This is a genomic window from Neoroseomonas lacus, from assembly GCF_014644535.1.
GTDB classification, from domain to species: Bacteria; Pseudomonadota; Alphaproteobacteria; order Acetobacterales; family Acetobacteraceae; genus Neoroseomonas; species Neoroseomonas lacus.
The window spans coordinates 340,708-355,541 of sequence record NZ_BMKW01000005.1; the positions used below are offsets into that span (position 1 = coordinate 340,708).

The 14,834-nt window shown below is 69.7% G+C and carries 13 protein-coding genes; 8 read left to right on the top strand and 5 right to left on the bottom strand.

The features are described from left to right. The first annotated feature begins 2 nt into the window (after positions 1–2). From lpxD to gloA, 5 genes are read left to right on the top strand one after another with little or no spacing between them, the layout of a single operon-like run. Positions 3–1,046, top strand: a complete 1,044-nt coding sequence (lpxD, locus tag IEY36_RS12260) for a UDP-3-O-(3-hydroxymyristoyl)glucosamine N-acyltransferase (RefSeq protein ID WP_188967349.1) — start codon at positions 3–5, stop codon at positions 1,044–1,046. Then, positions 1,043–1,525 carry a 3-hydroxyacyl-ACP dehydratase FabZ gene (gene fabZ / locus IEY36_RS12265; RefSeq protein ID WP_188967350.1) on the top strand — a complete coding sequence of 161 codons (483 nt, stop codon included), beginning with the start codon at positions 1,043–1,045 and terminating at the stop codon, positions 1,523–1,525. Before lpxD ends, fabZ begins: the two co-directional genes overlap by 4 nt. Before the next feature lie 4 nt (positions 1,526–1,529). Further along, positions 1,530–2,351 (top strand): acyl-ACP--UDP-N-acetylglucosamine O-acyltransferase, encoded by an 822-nt coding sequence (gene lpxA / locus IEY36_RS12270; RefSeq protein WP_188967351.1) that lies wholly within the window; start codon positions 1,530–1,532, stop codon positions 2,349–2,351. Positions 2,352–2,361: 10 nt separating this feature from the next. After that, positions 2,362–3,213, top strand: a complete 852-nt coding sequence (locus IEY36_RS12275) for an LpxI family protein (protein ID WP_188967352.1) — start codon at positions 2,362–2,364, stop codon at positions 3,211–3,213. Then, entirely contained in the window at positions 3,210–3,605 is a 396-nt protein-coding gene (gene gloA, locus IEY36_RS12280) for a lactoylglutathione lyase (protein ID WP_188967353.1), read from the top strand. The genes IEY36_RS12275 and gloA overlap by 4 nt, the downstream gene beginning before the upstream one ends. 790 nt (positions 3,606–4,395) lie before the next feature. On the opposite strand, the gene IEY36_RS12285 is transcribed toward gloA, so the two are convergent. Beyond that, positions 4,396–5,139: a Crp/Fnr family transcriptional regulator gene (locus IEY36_RS12285; RefSeq protein WP_229681271.1), complete on the bottom strand. Its 744-nt coding sequence runs from the start codon at positions 5,137–5,139 to the stop codon at positions 4,396–4,398. A 449-nt stretch (positions 5,140–5,588) separates the two neighbouring features. Here IEY36_RS12285 and IEY36_RS12290 point away from each other — a divergent pair, with 449 nt between their 5' ends. Together IEY36_RS12290 and IEY36_RS12295 are read left to right on the top strand one after the other, a co-directional pair. Beyond that, positions 5,589–6,977: a YcjX family protein gene (locus IEY36_RS12290; RefSeq protein ID WP_188967355.1), complete on the top strand. Its 1,389-nt coding sequence runs from the start codon at positions 5,589–5,591 to the stop codon at positions 6,975–6,977. Continuing rightward, a complete protein-coding gene (locus IEY36_RS12295) occupies positions 6,974–7,837 on the top strand; it encodes a DUF697 domain-containing protein (protein WP_188967356.1) in 864 nt (287 codons plus the stop codon). Before IEY36_RS12290 ends, IEY36_RS12295 begins: the two co-directional genes overlap by 4 nt. Positions 7,838–8,458: 621 nt before the next feature. Here IEY36_RS12295 and IEY36_RS12300 read toward each other — a convergent pair. The 3 genes from IEY36_RS12300 to IEY36_RS12310 all read right to left on the bottom strand — a co-directional run bounded on the left by IEY36_RS12300 (position 8,459) and on the right by IEY36_RS12310 (position 12,764). Then, complete coding sequence (locus IEY36_RS12300; RefSeq protein ID WP_188967357.1) at positions 8,459–9,904, bottom strand: alkaline phosphatase family protein; 1,446 nt, start codon at positions 9,902–9,904, stop codon at positions 8,459–8,461. Between the two features lie 596 nt (positions 9,905–10,500). Beyond that, positions 10,501–11,520: an amidohydrolase family protein gene (locus IEY36_RS12305; protein WP_188967358.1), complete on the bottom strand. Its 1,020-nt coding sequence runs from the start codon at positions 11,518–11,520 to the stop codon at positions 10,501–10,503. Beyond that, positions 11,517–12,764, bottom strand: coding sequence for a flavin-dependent oxidoreductase (locus IEY36_RS12310; RefSeq protein ID WP_188967359.1), 1,248 nt, complete (start codon positions 12,762–12,764; stop codon positions 11,517–11,519). Before IEY36_RS12310 ends, IEY36_RS12305 begins: the two co-directional genes overlap by 4 nt. A gap of 110 nt (positions 12,765–12,874) precedes the next feature. Between IEY36_RS12310 and IEY36_RS12315 the strand changes: the two genes are divergently transcribed. Further along, positions 12,875–13,690, top strand: coding sequence for an SDR family oxidoreductase (locus IEY36_RS12315; protein ID WP_188967360.1), 816 nt, complete (start codon positions 12,875–12,877; stop codon positions 13,688–13,690). Here IEY36_RS12315 and IEY36_RS12320 read toward each other — a convergent pair. Further along, positions 13,676–14,776, bottom strand: a complete 1,101-nt coding sequence (locus IEY36_RS12320) for an isocitrate/isopropylmalate dehydrogenase family protein (RefSeq protein WP_188967361.1) — start codon at positions 14,774–14,776, stop codon at positions 13,676–13,678. The two genes, IEY36_RS12315 and IEY36_RS12320, sit on opposite strands and share 15 nt — an antisense overlap. Between the last annotated feature and the right edge of the window lie 58 nt (positions 14,777–14,834).

Genomic DNA, 14,834 nt, shown 5'->3' on the forward strand with positions numbered 1-14,834 from the left:
GTATGGGCGCGGATCCGCGCTTCTTCCTCGCGCATGGCCCAATCGCCCTTTCGGCGATCGCGGCGGCGGCGGGCGTGACGCTCGCCGAAGGCGAGGACCGGCTGTTCGCCGACGTCGCACCGCTCGGCGATGCCGGACCGCAGGAAGTCGCCTTCCTCGAAGGCCGTCGCATGCTCGCGGCCTTGCGGGAAACCCGCGCCGGTGCCGTGTTGGTGGCTGCGGCGGCCGCCAAGGACGTGCCCGCGGGCTGCATCGCCTTGGTCACGGAAACACCGCAGCTCGCCTATGCGCGGGTAGCCGCCTTGTTCCATCCGCGCCCCGTGCCCGTGGCCAGCATTCACCCGACAGCCGTGGTGGCGCCCGATGCGCGGATCGGCGCCGGCACCGAGATCGGGCCGTACGCCGTGATCGGCGCCGGCGCCGAGATCGGCGAAGACTGCGTCATCGGCGCGCAGGCCGTGGTCGGCGGCGGCTGTGTGCTCGGCGCCCGGTCGGTTCTGCGGGCGCAGGCCTCGATGGAATATTGCATCGCCGGGGCCGGCGTTGTGCTGCACCAGGGCGCCCGGGTCGGCAATGAAGGCTTCGGCTTTATCACCACCAAGGCGGGCGAACATGTGACCGTGCCGCAGATCGGCCGCGTCATCCTCGGTGACGGCGTCGAGATCGGCGCCAATTCCTGCGTCGATCGCGGCGCCGGCGGCGATACGGTGCTGGGGCCGGGGACACGCCTCGACAACCTCGTGCAGATTGGCCACAACGTGAAGACGGGTCGCGGGTGCGTGATCGTGGCCCAGGTCGGCATCGCCGGCTCGGCCGAACTCGGCGACTATGTGGTGGTCGCCGCCCAGGCGGGGCTGGTCGGCCACATCAAGGTTGGCGCCCAGGCGCGCATCGGTGCCCAGGCGGGTGTGATGAACGACGTGCCGGCCGCCACTGACGTGGTCGGCAGCCCGGCATGGCCGGCGCGCGAGACGCTGCGCGCCTTCGCTAGGCTGCGGCAGTTGGCGGCAACCAAAAGGGACGGGACATCGGGCGGGACGCCATGACCAGCGACAACGAGAAACCGGCCGCCGCGCCGCGCGTGATCGAGAGCTTCGACATCGCGCAGATCATGAACGCCATCCCGCACCGCTACCCCATGCTGCTGGTGGACCGGGTGGTGGACATGGTGCTGGGCGAATCCTGCACCGGCATCAAGAACGTCACCATCAACGAGAACTTCTTCCAGGGCCATTTCCCGTCCATGCCGGTGATGCCCGGCGTGCTGATCATCGAATGCATGGCGCAGACGGCGGCCGTGCTGGTGGTCACGACGCTCGGGCCGGCCTGGCAGGGCAAGCTCGTCTATTTCATGTCCGTCGAGGAAGCGAAGTTCCGCAAACCGGTGGTCCCTGGCGACCAGATGCGCGTCGACGTCGTCAAGCAGCGCCAGCGCAGCAACATCTGGAAGTTCTCCGCGGAGGCGAAGGTGGACGGCAAGGTGGTGGCCGAGGCGACCTACACTGCCATGATCCTGGACCGCTAAACGCATGACCCATATCCATCCCACCGCGGCGGTTGCCCCGGGCGCCGTCATCGGTGAGGGCTGCCACATTGGTCCGGCCTGCGTGGTCGGGCCTGACGTGGTGCTCGAGGCCGGCGTCGAACTGCTCTCCCATGTCGTGGTGGACGGGCATACGCGCCTGGGTGCCGGCGTGAAGGTGTTCCCCTTCGCGACCATCGGCATGGCGCCGCAGGACCTGAAATACAAAGGCGAGCCGACGCGCTGCGAGATCGGCGCCCGCACCCTGGTGCGCGAGCACGCGACGATCCATCGCGGCAGTGTCGGCGGCCATGGCGTCACCACGATCGGCACCGATTGCATGATCATGGCGGTCGCCCATGTCGCGCATGACTGTACGCTCCATGACCGGGTGATCCTCGCCAACAACGTCATGCTCGGCGGCCATGTCGAGATCGGCGACACCGTCTTCGTCGGCGGCGGTACAGCGATCCATCAATTCGTGCGCATCGGCCGCCAGGCGGTGATCGGCGGCATGAGCGGTGTCGAGGCGGATGTGATCCCCTACGGCTCCGCCATGGGCAACCGGGCGCGGATGATCGGGTTGAACCTGATCGGGTTGAAGCGGCGCGGCTTCACCCGGCCGCAGATCCACGCACTGCGCGCCGCCTTCCGCCTGTTGTTCAAGGAACCCGGCGTGTTCAGCGAACGCTTGGCGTCGGCCGAGGCGCGGTGGCTCGATGAAGCGCCGGTCGCCGAGATCTTCGCCTTCATCAAGGCGCCGTCCAAGCGTGGCCTGTGCAAGGCCGGCCGCGACACCGACACCGCCGACGACGACGAGGAAGGCTGAGCGCCCCGCCATGGGCGCTGCCGAGCCCCTTGGCATCATCGCCGGCGGCGGCGGGCTGCCGGTGCGCATCGCTGAAGCGGTAGCGGCGTCGGGCCGGCCGGTGGTGGTGGCCGTGCTCGACGGGCATGGCGATGCGCAGGCCTATGGCGCCTATCCGTCGCGTTCCTTCCGCTGGGGGCTGGTGGCGCAGCTGCTCGTGTGGCTGAAGGCGCAGGGCGTGCGCCAGCTGGTGCTGGCCGGCACTGTGTCGCGCCCCTCCATCCTGTCGCTGCGACCCGATGCGGCGGGGATGAAGCTGCTGGCGCGGGTCGGCCGTGCCGCCTTCAGCGGCGATGATTCCATCCTGCGCGCGGTGATGAAGGTGCTGGATGAGGAGGGCTTCGAGGTGCTGGGCGCGCAGGAGGTGCTGGCCGGGCTGTTACCGCCGGCCGCCCTGCTGGCCGGAGCGGCGCCGGATGAACTCGCGCGGGCGGATATCCAGCGCGGCATCGCGGTCTGCCGGGCGCTCGGCATCGCTGATGTCGGGCAGGGCTGCGTGGTGCAGCACGGCCTGGTGCTGGCGGTCGAGGCGATCGAGGGCACCGATGCGATGCTCGCCCGCTGCGGCCCGCTGCATCGCGAGGGGCCGGGCGGCGTGCTGGTGAAATGCCTCAAGCCCGGCCAGTCGCGTTTGGCCGACCTGCCGACCATCGGGCCGCGCACGGTCGATGGTGCGATTTCAGCGGGGCTGCGCGGCTTGGCCTTCGAGGCCAACGGCACCATCCTCCTGGAACGCGAGGCCACCATCGCGCGGGCCGCGGCGGCGGGTATCTTCCTGCTCGCCTTCGATCCCGCCGAGTACAACGAAGGAACGACAGCATGAGCCAGAGCCGCTTCCTGCACACCATGATCCGGGTCGGCGACCTCGACCGGTCCATCGCCTTCTACACCAAGCTGCTCGGCATGAAGGAACTGCGCCGCAACGACGTGCCGGCGGGCAAGTACACGCTCGTCTTCCTCGGCTACGGCACCGGCAATGCCGAAGGCCAGGGCGAGATCGAGCTGACCTACAATTACGGCGTCGAGAAGTATGAGCAGGGCACCGCCTTCGGGCATCTCGCCGTCGCCATGCCGGATGTCGCGGCGGCCTGCGAAGCGGTGCGCGCCGGCGGTGGCAAGGTGACGCGGGAGGCCGGGCCGGTGAAGCACGGCACCACCATCATCGCCTTCGTCGAAGACCCCGATGGCTACAAGATTGAACTGATCCAGCGGTAAACCGTGTGCCATCGGCGCGTCGCTCGGCGCGCCGATGGTCACCTCCCGTGCTGATGCCGCAGCGGCGTGCCGTGGCTGGCCCGCCTGCCAAGCGGCCGGGCTGCCGCGCTAGACTTGGGACTCTTCTGCGGCCGTGGAGCGGGCCGATGTCGCGTCGGGCGCTCCCCGGGGAAGATTTAGCTCTGCGGGCCTCCGGCCAAAGCAGCATGGGAACCGCTGCGGAGCCGGGCAAGGGGCCGATCAGATGACCGCCCTGACAGGCCCGTGCCTGACGCCTGTGGGACGCGATCGCGTTTCGGCAGAGTGCCCGCCATGAAGGCCGCCCACGGGTCCGCGGAAAGTGGCGTCCGGGCCGCGCGCTTGCGCGCCGCGGGCAGGGAGGGCTCGTGCAGCGCCGGGAGGATGCGGTGCATCGCCATCAGCAGGTCACGCGCTAGGTTCAGACGTTTGTTGGGTCGGGCCCTGAAATCCGACCGCCTTGCCGCTGCCACCTCGACCAGCACGGATACATCGGGGTGGGAGAAGAACCGATGAGGCGACATGCCCCAGGCCAGCAATGTTGCCCGGGCAGCGGTTTGTGCGGCGGCAAGCGCGACATGCGACCGCTTCCGATATAAACCAACTGCGACAATTGACGCAGCAGCTTTCGCGCGTTGTTCGTGATCGGCAATATGCTTGAGCATTAGCCTCATGTACCGCTCCCTCTCGTTTCAGGACGCGGAACATCGTAAGACTTCTTATACGACACTGCCTGTTCGTTACCGTACAAGTATGATCTAGCGCAACCGATTCAGCCGTGATCGGCCTCTTCAGGCCCATCGAATGAAAGCAATTCCTGATATTCGTGGTGCACGGTGGCGTGGCATTCGCACGCCCTTGCCTGGAGCCCGCCATGGTCGAGGATCATGAGGCGCCCGGACCCGTAGATGATGTATCCGGCTTTCTGCAACTGACCGGCTGCGACGGTGACGCCGGACCGACGGACGCCGAGCATTGTGGCGAGAAACTCATGCGTCATCGGGAAGGCGTCGCTGTCGGCCCGGTCACGCGCCATCAGGATCCAGCGCGCGAGGCGTTGGTTCAGGGTATGGCGACCGTTGCACGCCGCTGTCTGCGCAACCTGCAAATGGAATGCCTGGGCGAAGCGAAGCACGTGGTCGCGTACCGCCGGGTTGCGGTCGAATGCCTCGCGAAACACGGCGGCCGGCAGGCGGCGCGCCGTGCCTTCGGATTGCCAGATGGCCTCGATGTTGCTTTGACGGATGCCGAGCAGGGCGGCGAAACCAACCATACCTTCCCGGCCGATCAGTCCAACTTCGGTCGCATCGCCATGCTGCAGCATCAGGACCATCGAGACCCAGCCCTTTTCGGGAAAGTAGACGAAGCTGTTCGCCTCCCCGGCAGCAAGAAGCGTCTGCCGCAGCGGGAACGTGATCAGCTCCATCTGCGGCAGCAACCGTTCGATTTCCTGTTTCGGCAGCGAAGCCAGGAGACGATTTTGCGTGGGAAAACGCGCGGTGCGACGATGCGGCACGGGCATTCCTTGCAACGGAGTTCGGCGAGAGAGGCACGCTCTCCCAGCCGTCCGTGCCGGGTCTGGCCACGCTGGATGGGGTTATATTTTAGGGCGGACGCAAATTTAAAAGCAACGTCGATATGACGCGTCTGTGATCGGATCTTTCCGGGCGATTGCGCCCGAGCCGCCACGTCCGACCGGCTGAACGACGGTGGCCTGGTGACGCCTCCGCCCGGCGCGGCGCCAGCGCCTGGAGTCCTTGGCCGGACCAAGTGGCGGGCAGTGGACGCCGGCGGTCGTGGCCGGCACGATCAGGCGCATGACCAACCGTAATGCTCCCGCCTCAACCCTGGCCCGTCACGAGCCGACCATCGGCGCCCGGCCCGCCGCCGCGTCGGCTTGGCTCTCGGAAGCCACTGCGCGTGGCCGCCGGCACGCGGTGAGCCAAGGTTAGGGTGGGCGCGGGCATGGACCCGCTGTCGCTGATCCGCGGCGTCCTCGACACCACCGAGGACGCCGCCCGCGCGCTGGTGGGGCGGGAACGGCTGCGTCTTGCCGTGACCGGCCTGTCGCGCGCCGGCAAGACCGTCTTCCTGACCTCGCTGATCGCCAACCTGGTCGCGGCCGGGCGCGGAGCGCGCACCCTGCCGGCGCTGGATGAGGCCGTCGGCGGGCGCATCCGCCGCGTGCAGGTGGTCCCGGCCGGGACCGAGACGGTGCCCCGCTTCGACCCCGAGGCGCATCTCGGCGCGCTCGCGGCCGACCCGCCGCATTGGCCGGAACGCACCGAGGATTTCTCGACGCTGTCCATCGCCATCGATGTCGAGCGCCGCACCTCGCTGGGCGGGCTGCTGCCGGACCGGCGGGTGACGCTCGACCTGCTCGACTATCCGGGCGAGTGGCTGCTCGACCTGCCCATGCTGCGGCAGGATTACGCGAGCTGGTCGGCGGCGACGCTCACGCGCCTGCGCCGCGGCGCGCGGGCCGAGGTGGCGCGCGACTTCCTCGCCTTCATCGACGCCCTGCCGGGCGACGCGGCGGCCGAGGATGCCTTGGCCAAGCGTGGCTACACGCTGTACCGCGACGCGCTGCGCGCCTGCCGCGACGAGCATGGGCTGCGCTTCCTCCAGCCCGGGCGTTTCCTCAACCCCGGCCCGCGCGGGGAGGCCCCGCTGCTGTGGTTCTTCCCGCTGCCCGAGGGCGCGCGGGGCGGGCTCGCCTCGCTGTGCGCGCGGCGCTACGCGGCCTATCTCGACGACCAGCGCAGCAACTTCCTCGACCCCTTTTTCACGCGCTTCCATCGTCAGGTCGTGCTGGTCGATGTGCTGGGTGCACTGCATGCCGGGCAGGAGGCCTTCGAGGACACCGCCGAGGCGTTGGCCGCCGTCGCCGCGGTGGTCTCGGGCGGCAATTGGCTTGAGCGCCTGCTGGGGGCCGCGCCGACGCGCGTTGCCTTCGCCGCGACCAAGGCGGACCACGTGCCATCCCGCGCCCGGGATTCGTTGGCCGCGCTGGTGGAACACATCGCCCTCGGCGCGCGGGGGCGGGCCGAGGCCGGTGGTGCCGCGACTTCCTTCCATGCGCTCGCCGCCATTCGCTGCACCGAGGACGCGGTGGCGACGCTGGAAGGTCAGGCCTTCGCCGCCGTGCGCGGGATTCTTTTGAATGAGGGCCGGGGCGCCACCATCTATCCGGGGGAGGTGCCCATGCGACCACCCGAACCCGCCTTCTGGCAGTCCGGTTTCTTCCGGATGCCGGAGTTCCGCCCGCCGCGTCTGGACCCGGCCGGGGCATCCGGCGTGCCGCATCTGGGCATGGATGGGCTGCTCGCCTGGCTGCTGGGGGATGCGCTGTGAGCGCCGCCCCACCGCCACGGGTGATCCTGGAAGAACCTGCTTCGGCCGCTCAGAGGCTCGATTTCGGCTGGGAGGTCGCGGTCGCGCCGGCGGCGCCGATCGATCGCGGCTGGTCATCCCTGGGGCTCGCCGGGCTGGGGCTGGCGGTACTGCTGCTGGGCTTCTCGCTGCTGGAGGCGGGCAATTTCGTCGCGGCGCAATTCAGCCAGGCGGCCTGGCTGGGCTGGGTGACGCTGGCCGTCGCGGCGGCGGGATTCGGGCTGGTTTTCGCCGCGGTGGGGCGGGAGATGCGCGGGTATCTCGCGCTCGGCAAGGTGGACGCGGTGCGGGCGGCGCATGCGCGTGGCGATGTCGTGGCGCTGCGCGGCGCCTTGCAGGATTGGCAGGCGCGGCTGCCGGAAGGCCGTGCCCGCGCCGCCGGGCTGGCCGACATGCCGATCGATGCGGCCTGCGCGCTGGTCGAGGCGACCACCCTGGCGCCGATCGCGCGGGATGCCGAGGCGTTGGGCCGCGCGGCGGCGATCCAGGCCTTCGCGATGACGGCGGTCAGCCCTTCGCCTGGGCTCGACGTGCTGGTGTTCTCCTGGCGGGGCATCCGGCTGGTGCGGCAAGTGGCGGCGTTGCATGGGTTGCGGCCGGGCATCGCCGGCACTGTTGCGCTGCTGCGGCGGGTGGCGATGGATGCGGCGACGGTGGCGGCGACCGATGTGGCGGTGGAAGCAATGTTGCGCGGCGTGCTGAGCAGTCGGATCGCCGAGCATGTGGCGGGCGAGACGGCGGCGGGCGCGGTGGCGGCGCGGCGGATGATCCTGCTGGCCCGAGCGGCCGATGAGGCCTGCCGGGTGCTGCCGAGGGGCTAGGACGGTCTGCGTTGGCCCGCCCTCACGTCAGTCTCTCCAAGTCAGTGTTTCGTCGAGTGCCTTCACTCGCCTGACAGATCTCGGTCAGGCGCGATTTGCCGGAAGCTGATCTTGATCAGATGGAATTACCCGAGCGGAGGACGATGACCGCGAGCCCCATGACCCAAGTGGAAATCTGCGTGCCGGAGCGAACGGAAATCCCAGCGGAGCGGCCGAGAGGTGGTGGCGCTGCTCCTGGGCCCTGGTTCGGCCCGCGGTCATGTTCACTCTTCGTTGATTCTGCAGCACAGGAAGCACCCATCGCCGCGCGGTACTGGCTAAACGGCTGATTTTTCATGCTTTAAGATTTTATTCTTCTAACGGCTTTTCGCTGCGATGCCGCCGACACCAGGCCGCCGTCTACAATTCAATTATACCAATAGCATGCCGTGGAAATCCACTGCCATCTCATGAGGAATTATCCCCAAGAGATGCAATCCAAACCCTCCCCGAGGCGCCCCAACCGTGCCAACCTGCTGGCGACGATCCTCCCCTGCCCAACGCCAGATCGAGGTGTCCAGAGGCCCTTGGGCCTTTGGCGGGGAGGTTTGGAGGGGCGGCGCCCCTCCATGTCGGCTGCCCCTACTGCGCCACCGCCGGCAACCGCAGCGCCCGCCGCAGCGCGGTCGGGTAAAACCGCCCGTCCGGCCCGCGCATCGCCTCCAGCACGAAGCCGCCGGGCAGGGTGAGCACCTCCCGTGCGGGCGGCGCATCGGCCGTGGCGTCGAGGGCGCCGAGCAAGGCGCGCCCCTCCATGCCCTCGCCGGGCAGGCCGAGGATGTGCAGCACGGTCGGCACGATGTCGGTCAGGTCGGCGGCTTCCTGGGCCACCGCGCCGCGCCTGAAGGGGCCGCCCTGCATCACCAGCACGGTGGCGAGTTCCGCCCGGTGTAGCCCGCCATGCATGCCGCCGCCTTCGGGCACATCCGGGGCGTCGAAGGGGGCGAAGCCGGGCATGCCCCATTCGTCGGCCGCTTCATCGCCGGCGAAGGTCGCCACCAGGTCGGCGCTGCGGGCATGGGCGCTGCCGAGCAGGGAAAGCGGGGCGGCGCGTCCCGGCGGCAGGATCGCCGGGTCGCGGGCGAGCAGCGGCCCGGCCCAGGGCTGGGTGGCTAGGAAGTCGGCGATCTGTGGGGCGAGGGTGGGGTCACGCAACCACATGCCCGGGGCGGCGGCGGGGGCGACCACGACATCGACATCCGCGCCCATGCCGGTGCCGGCGCGGAAGCCGGCGCGGCACAGCTCGTCGCGCAGGGACCGCTTGCCGCGGCCGGTGACGTGGCCGTGGTCGGACAGCACGATGATGGCGATCTCCTCCGCATCGGGCTGGGCGTCGCGCCAGGCGCGGATGCGCCCCAGCACGGCGTCGGCGGCGTGCAGCGCCGCCAGCGTGTGCGGCGCACGCAGCCCGCCCCAATGGAAGGAGACATCGGGTTCCGATAGCCAGAGCAGCGCGACATCGGGCCGCAGCTTTGGCAGCACATGGTCGAGCAGCACGCGGCCGGCGAATTCGACGCGCGGGGTGTTGGGCACGCTTGCCGCCGGCGTCGGGCCGAGGGCCTCGCGCACCGCCTCGGCGGAGGCGCCGTCGATGTCCTCGACATTCCAGCGGAAGGCGTCGAGCCGTTCGGCCGCCGGATGGAGCAGGCGCGCAGCACCCGCCGTGCCGGCACTGATCAGGGCGAAGCGCAGTCCGAAGGGGGCGAGGCGCTCGGCCAGGCTGGAGCGCTGCAGCGGCGACTCGGCGCCGGCGGCCATCAACAGCACGTCTTCCACCAGTTTGGTGCGCAGCAGGCGGTCGGGTGCCACCGAGGCGTCGAACACCGTGTTCGCCACCATGCCATGCGCGCCGGGCCGGCAGCCGGTGATGAAGGACGGCGTGGCGACGCGGGTTTCGGAGGGGAAGACGCTGCGCGCATTGGCGAAGCGCGTCCCCTCGGCGGTTAGGGCGAAGAGGTTCGGCGTCGCGGTGGCGTCCACCATGTCAGGCCGCATGCCGTCGAGGGCGACCATGATGACGCGGGTCATGGCGCGGGCCGCATCGAGTGGGTCGACATGCCCTTGGTCGGGGCGCTGGCGTAGTGCGGCATGGCGTGTCTCCTCAGGCAGTCACGATGGGGCCGGCGGCTGTCGCGCCGCGGCCCGGTGGAAGCCGCGTGACATGGCCTTCGCGTTCGGCCGATGACAGTGGGGTGAAGAAGCGATGACGTTCCGGATGGTGCGACGGTTGTCGGCGCTGGTCGATCCGCTGGGCGGCCGGCGCGCATGGTGCCGATAGCGCTGGTCTTGAGCGGTGGGAGCGAGGGGGGCGTTGCCCCTCTCGAACTTTCCCCACCATGGGAGCCCCTCGTCCTTTTGCCAACGGCCCTAACTGATGACCTTTAGGCGGCAAGGATGGAGGGGCTCTGCCCCTCCAAACCACCCCGACAAATGATAGTATCATTTGGAAAGCCGACTGTTGGTGCTGGGCATGAGAGGCATTCTGCGCCGGCGGCACGCGCTCCGTGCGCGGAGGCGGGTTTCGGCGCCTTTCCTAACTCTGGCGCCGGTCGCCGTGGGCAGGTAGGACGCCGACGCCCGCCCTGGCGCACCAAGGGCGTCGCGCCTCGCTGGCAGACCGTCGGTCAGGCCAGGCGATAGAAGCGGGAGGCCGAGCGCCAGAACAGGTCGGCCTTCTCCTCGGCCGAGGCGCCCGCGGCGATGCGCTTGAAGGCGTTCCAGCCGGCGGCATAGCCGTAGCCGCCCTTGTCGACGGGGAAGTTGCTCTCGAACATGCAGCGGCTGGTGCCGAACATCTCGATGCAAGGCTCCATCCAGGGCTTCCAGGCCTCGGCGAGCATCGTCGAGGAGGGCGCGATCTCGCCCTGTTCCAGCCCCAGGCCAGGCAGACGCATGCCGAGACCGCCGACCTTCACCATCACATTCGGGCAGGCGGCGAGGTCGCGCATGTTGGCCGACCAAGTGGCGAACACCTCATCCCGACGGCCGGCGTAGCTGCTGATGCCGAGGATGCCGCCGCAATGGTTCAGCACCATCGGCACCGCGGGGAAGGCACGGGCGAGGGCGGTGAGCTTCGGGATCTGGTGGAAGTACATCCAGGAATCGAAGGACAGGCCGCGCTTGCCGAGTTCCGCGATGCCGGCGCGGAAGCCGGCGCTGTCGAGCATGTCCTCGGCAGGCGTGTAGGCCGGGTTCAGCACCACGGGGTCGGTGTCCCAGGTGGCGATGTGGCGGATGCCGCGGAAGCGTCCATTGCCGGCGGCGAGGTGGGCATCGAGTACGGCACCCGCCGCCGCGCCGCGCGTCAGGTCGGCGAAGCCGACGATGCCGGCGCAGACGCGCACATCGCCATAGATTCCGCTCTCGCACATCGCGGCGACGCCGGCGGCGTATTGGGTTTCGCCGACCGGGCGGAGTTCCTCGGGGCCATCGGCACGGTGGAAGGCGCGCGCCTGCACCAGCACCGTCGCGTAGACGTCGTGACCGGTGCGGATATCGGCGAGGATGTCGTCGAGGCGATAGCGCCAGCCCGGCCGTTCCCACAGATGATGATGCGGGTCGACGATGCGCTGGCCGGGGTCGAGGATTTCCTCCTGCCGCGCGGCAAGCCATTCCTCGCGGACGGGGATGTAGTGCTGGCTCATGCGGCTCTCCGGGGTGGGTTGAGGCTGGGGCGGGCGTTCAGGACGGCGGGCTCGAAGCCGGCAAGGCGCTTGTAGTGGGCGGCGATCTCGGCGCGTTCGGCGAGCGGCAGCACGGCTTCAATGTCGTCGAAGCCCTGCGGCGCGCGTTCGGCGGCGATGTCGAGCACCTGGTCTGGCCCGTCGCCGCGCGTGGCGTGCAGCAACGCGGCGGTGGCCGGGCGGCGGATCGCTTCATAGGCCTCGAGGGCGGCGATGGGGTTGTCGATCGTCGCGAGCTTCAGCGCGAGGGTGCGGGCATCGAGGATGCCTTGCGACGCGCCGTTGGAGCCGATCGGGTAGAGCGGATGCGCCGCGTCGCCGAGCAGCGTGACGCGGCCATGCGTCCAGCGCGGCAGCGGGTCGCGGTCGATCATTGGGAATTCGTAGACCGATTGGGCGGAGCGGATCAGCGCCGGAATGTCGAGCCAGGGGAAGCGCCAGCTCTCGAAGGCGGGCAGGAAATCCTCGATGCGGCCGGGGCGGTTCCAATCCTCGCGCTTCCATTGCTGGTCGGCGGGGACACGGATCTCGGCGATCCAGTTGGTGAGCTTGCGGCCGTCCGCCTCGTCGGCGATCGGGTAGACGACGAATTTCACGTCGCGATTGCCGGCGATCGCCATGGTCGCGCCGGTGAGGAAGGGCGCGGCGATGGAGGTCGCGCGCCACAGGATCGGGCCGTTCCAGATCGGCGGTCCCTCGTTCGGATAGAAGATGCCGCGCGCGACGGAATGGATGCCGTCCGCGGCGACCAGCACGTCGCCGCGCGCGCGGCGGCCATCTTCGAAGCGCAGCGTGACGCCGGCATCGTCCTGTTCGAACCCCGTCATGCGGGCGCCGAGGGTGATGCGCGCATCACCGAGTCTTTCGCGTGCGGCCGCGAGCAGTTCCATGTGCAGCCGGCCGCGATGGATCGACACCTGCGGCCAGGTGTAGCCGGCGGCAAGGCCGCGTGGCTCGGACCAGATCATCTGGCCGAAGCGGTTGGCGTAGGCGAGTTCCTGGGTGACGATCCCGGCCGCTACCACGCGTTCCTGCAGGCCGAGTTCGGTGAGTTCGCGCATGGCATGCGGCAGCACGTTGATGCCGACGCCGAGCGGCTTGATCTCGGGGCTCTGTTCGAAGACCTCGACCTCGATGCCGGCCTGGTGCAGCGACAGCGCTGCCGTCAGCCCGCCAATGCCGCCGCCGGCGATGATCACGCGCATGAACGGTCCTCCCTCCCGGGCAGACTAGACCAGTGGCCGCGCCCGGTCAGCCCTGGGCAAATCGGCGCGGTGGTTCCAGGTTGTTGATGGGAAACACCAGGAGAAGAACGATGGCACGCAACATCCTCATCACCGGTGCGGCTGGTGGGATCGGCCGGGCCATGGTTGCCGCGGCATTGGGGGCGGGGCATGCGGTGGCCGCGCTCGACCGGGATGTGGCGGGGCTCGATGCGCTGGTCGCCGCCCATCCGGGCGCGCCGCTGCATCCGGTGCTGGCCGAGCTGGCGACCGAGGAAGGCTGCCGGGTCGGCGTACTGGCCGCTGTCGCGGGGCTCGGGCGGGTCGATGCGGTGGTGAACAATGCCGGCATTGGCGTCTCCTCCCTGCGCCCGGATGCCGAGACGCGGCTGCCGTCCATCGAGGAATTGGATGCCGCCACCTGGGACCGCTTCTTCGCCATCAATGTCCGCGCGCCGATGCTGCTGATGCGCGCGGCGCTGCCGATGATGCGGGCGGACGGCTGGGGCAGGGTAGTGAACAACACGACCTCGTTCCGCACCATGTTGCGTGTGCTGCCCTATGGCGCGGCGAAGGCGGCGCTGGAAGCGGCTTCGGCGGTCTGGGCGACGGAGCTGGCGGGGACCGGGATCACGGTGAATGTGCTGATCCCGGGCGGGCCGACGGATACGCCCTTCATCGGCGCGGAGGCCGGCTGGGCGCGCGAGGCGATGTTGAAGCCGGCGATCATGGGGCCGCCGCTGGCTTGGCTGCTATCGGATGCGGCGGCCGCGATCACCGGCCGGCGCATCACCGCCGGGCGGTGGGATGCCGCGGCACCCGAGGCGCCGGCGGCGATGCGCGCGATCGGCTGGCCGGAGCTCGGTGCCGACGCGGTGTGGCTGCAGGGCGGTTCAGGCGGGCGCTGAACCGATCTTGGCGGCGACCGCGCGGGCCGCCGCGAGCGTGCCGTCCGTGCCGCCAATATCGGCGGTGCGCAATCCATCGGCGAACGCGGCATCGACTGCGGCATCGAGTTCGGCGGCGGCGTCGGCATAGGCCTGGCCGGCGCCCTTGCCGGCCAGCCAGTCGAGCATCATCGCCGCGGAGAGGATCGTCGCCGTCGGGTTGGCGAGGCCCTGACCGGCGATGTCCGGGGCGGTGCCATGGGCCGGCTGGAACACCGCATGGGTGTCGCCGACATCGGCGGAGGGCGCGAAGCCCATGCCGCCGATCAGCCCGGCCGCGAGGTCGGAGAGAATGTCGCCGAACATGTTCTCGGTGGGCAGCACGTCGAGCGTCCAGGGCTTGCGCACCATGTCGAGCGCCATGGCGTCGACGTAGTGCGCGCCGTGAACGACGTCGGGGAAGTCGGCGGCGATTTCACTGAAGATGCCGCGCATGAAGGCGAAGGCGCGGAACACATTCGCCTTGTCCACCAGCGTGACCGTCCCGGGCTTGCCGCGCCGCGCTGCACGACGACGCGCGAGGTTGAACGAGAAGCGCGCCAGCTTCTCGGTGACGGCGCGGGTGATGCGCAGCGTCTCCTCGGCCATGTCATGCGTCACCACGCCGCGGTCGCGCGAATAGAACAGTCCTTCGGTGCTTTCGCGAACGAGGACGAAGTCGATGTCGCGCGCGCGTGGGTCGGCGAGCGCCACCGGCACGCCGGGCAGGGCGCGGAACGGGCGGACGCCGGCATAGAGGTTCAGGCGGAAGCGGAGGTCGAGCTGCGGGGCGATCTCGGTGCCGTCATCGGTGCGGATCTCGGGCCAGCCCATGGCGCCGAGCAGGATGGCGTCCGCCTTGGCGGCGCGGTCGAAGGTTTCCTCGCTCATCGCCGTGCCGGTGTCACGGTAGCAGAAGGCGCCGGCGCGGAGCTGGTCATAGGCGAGGCCGAGGCCGTGGCGCTTCGCCAGCGGTTCCAGCACGGCCAGGGTGGCGGCGGTCACCTCGGTGCCGATGCCGTCGCCGGGCAGTACGGCGATGCGGTGGGTGTTGGATGGCAAGGGCATGGCGCTTCCTCGGATTTTCCCTGGCCCGGTTTCTGTCATGCGGGGTCGCGCGGCGCCA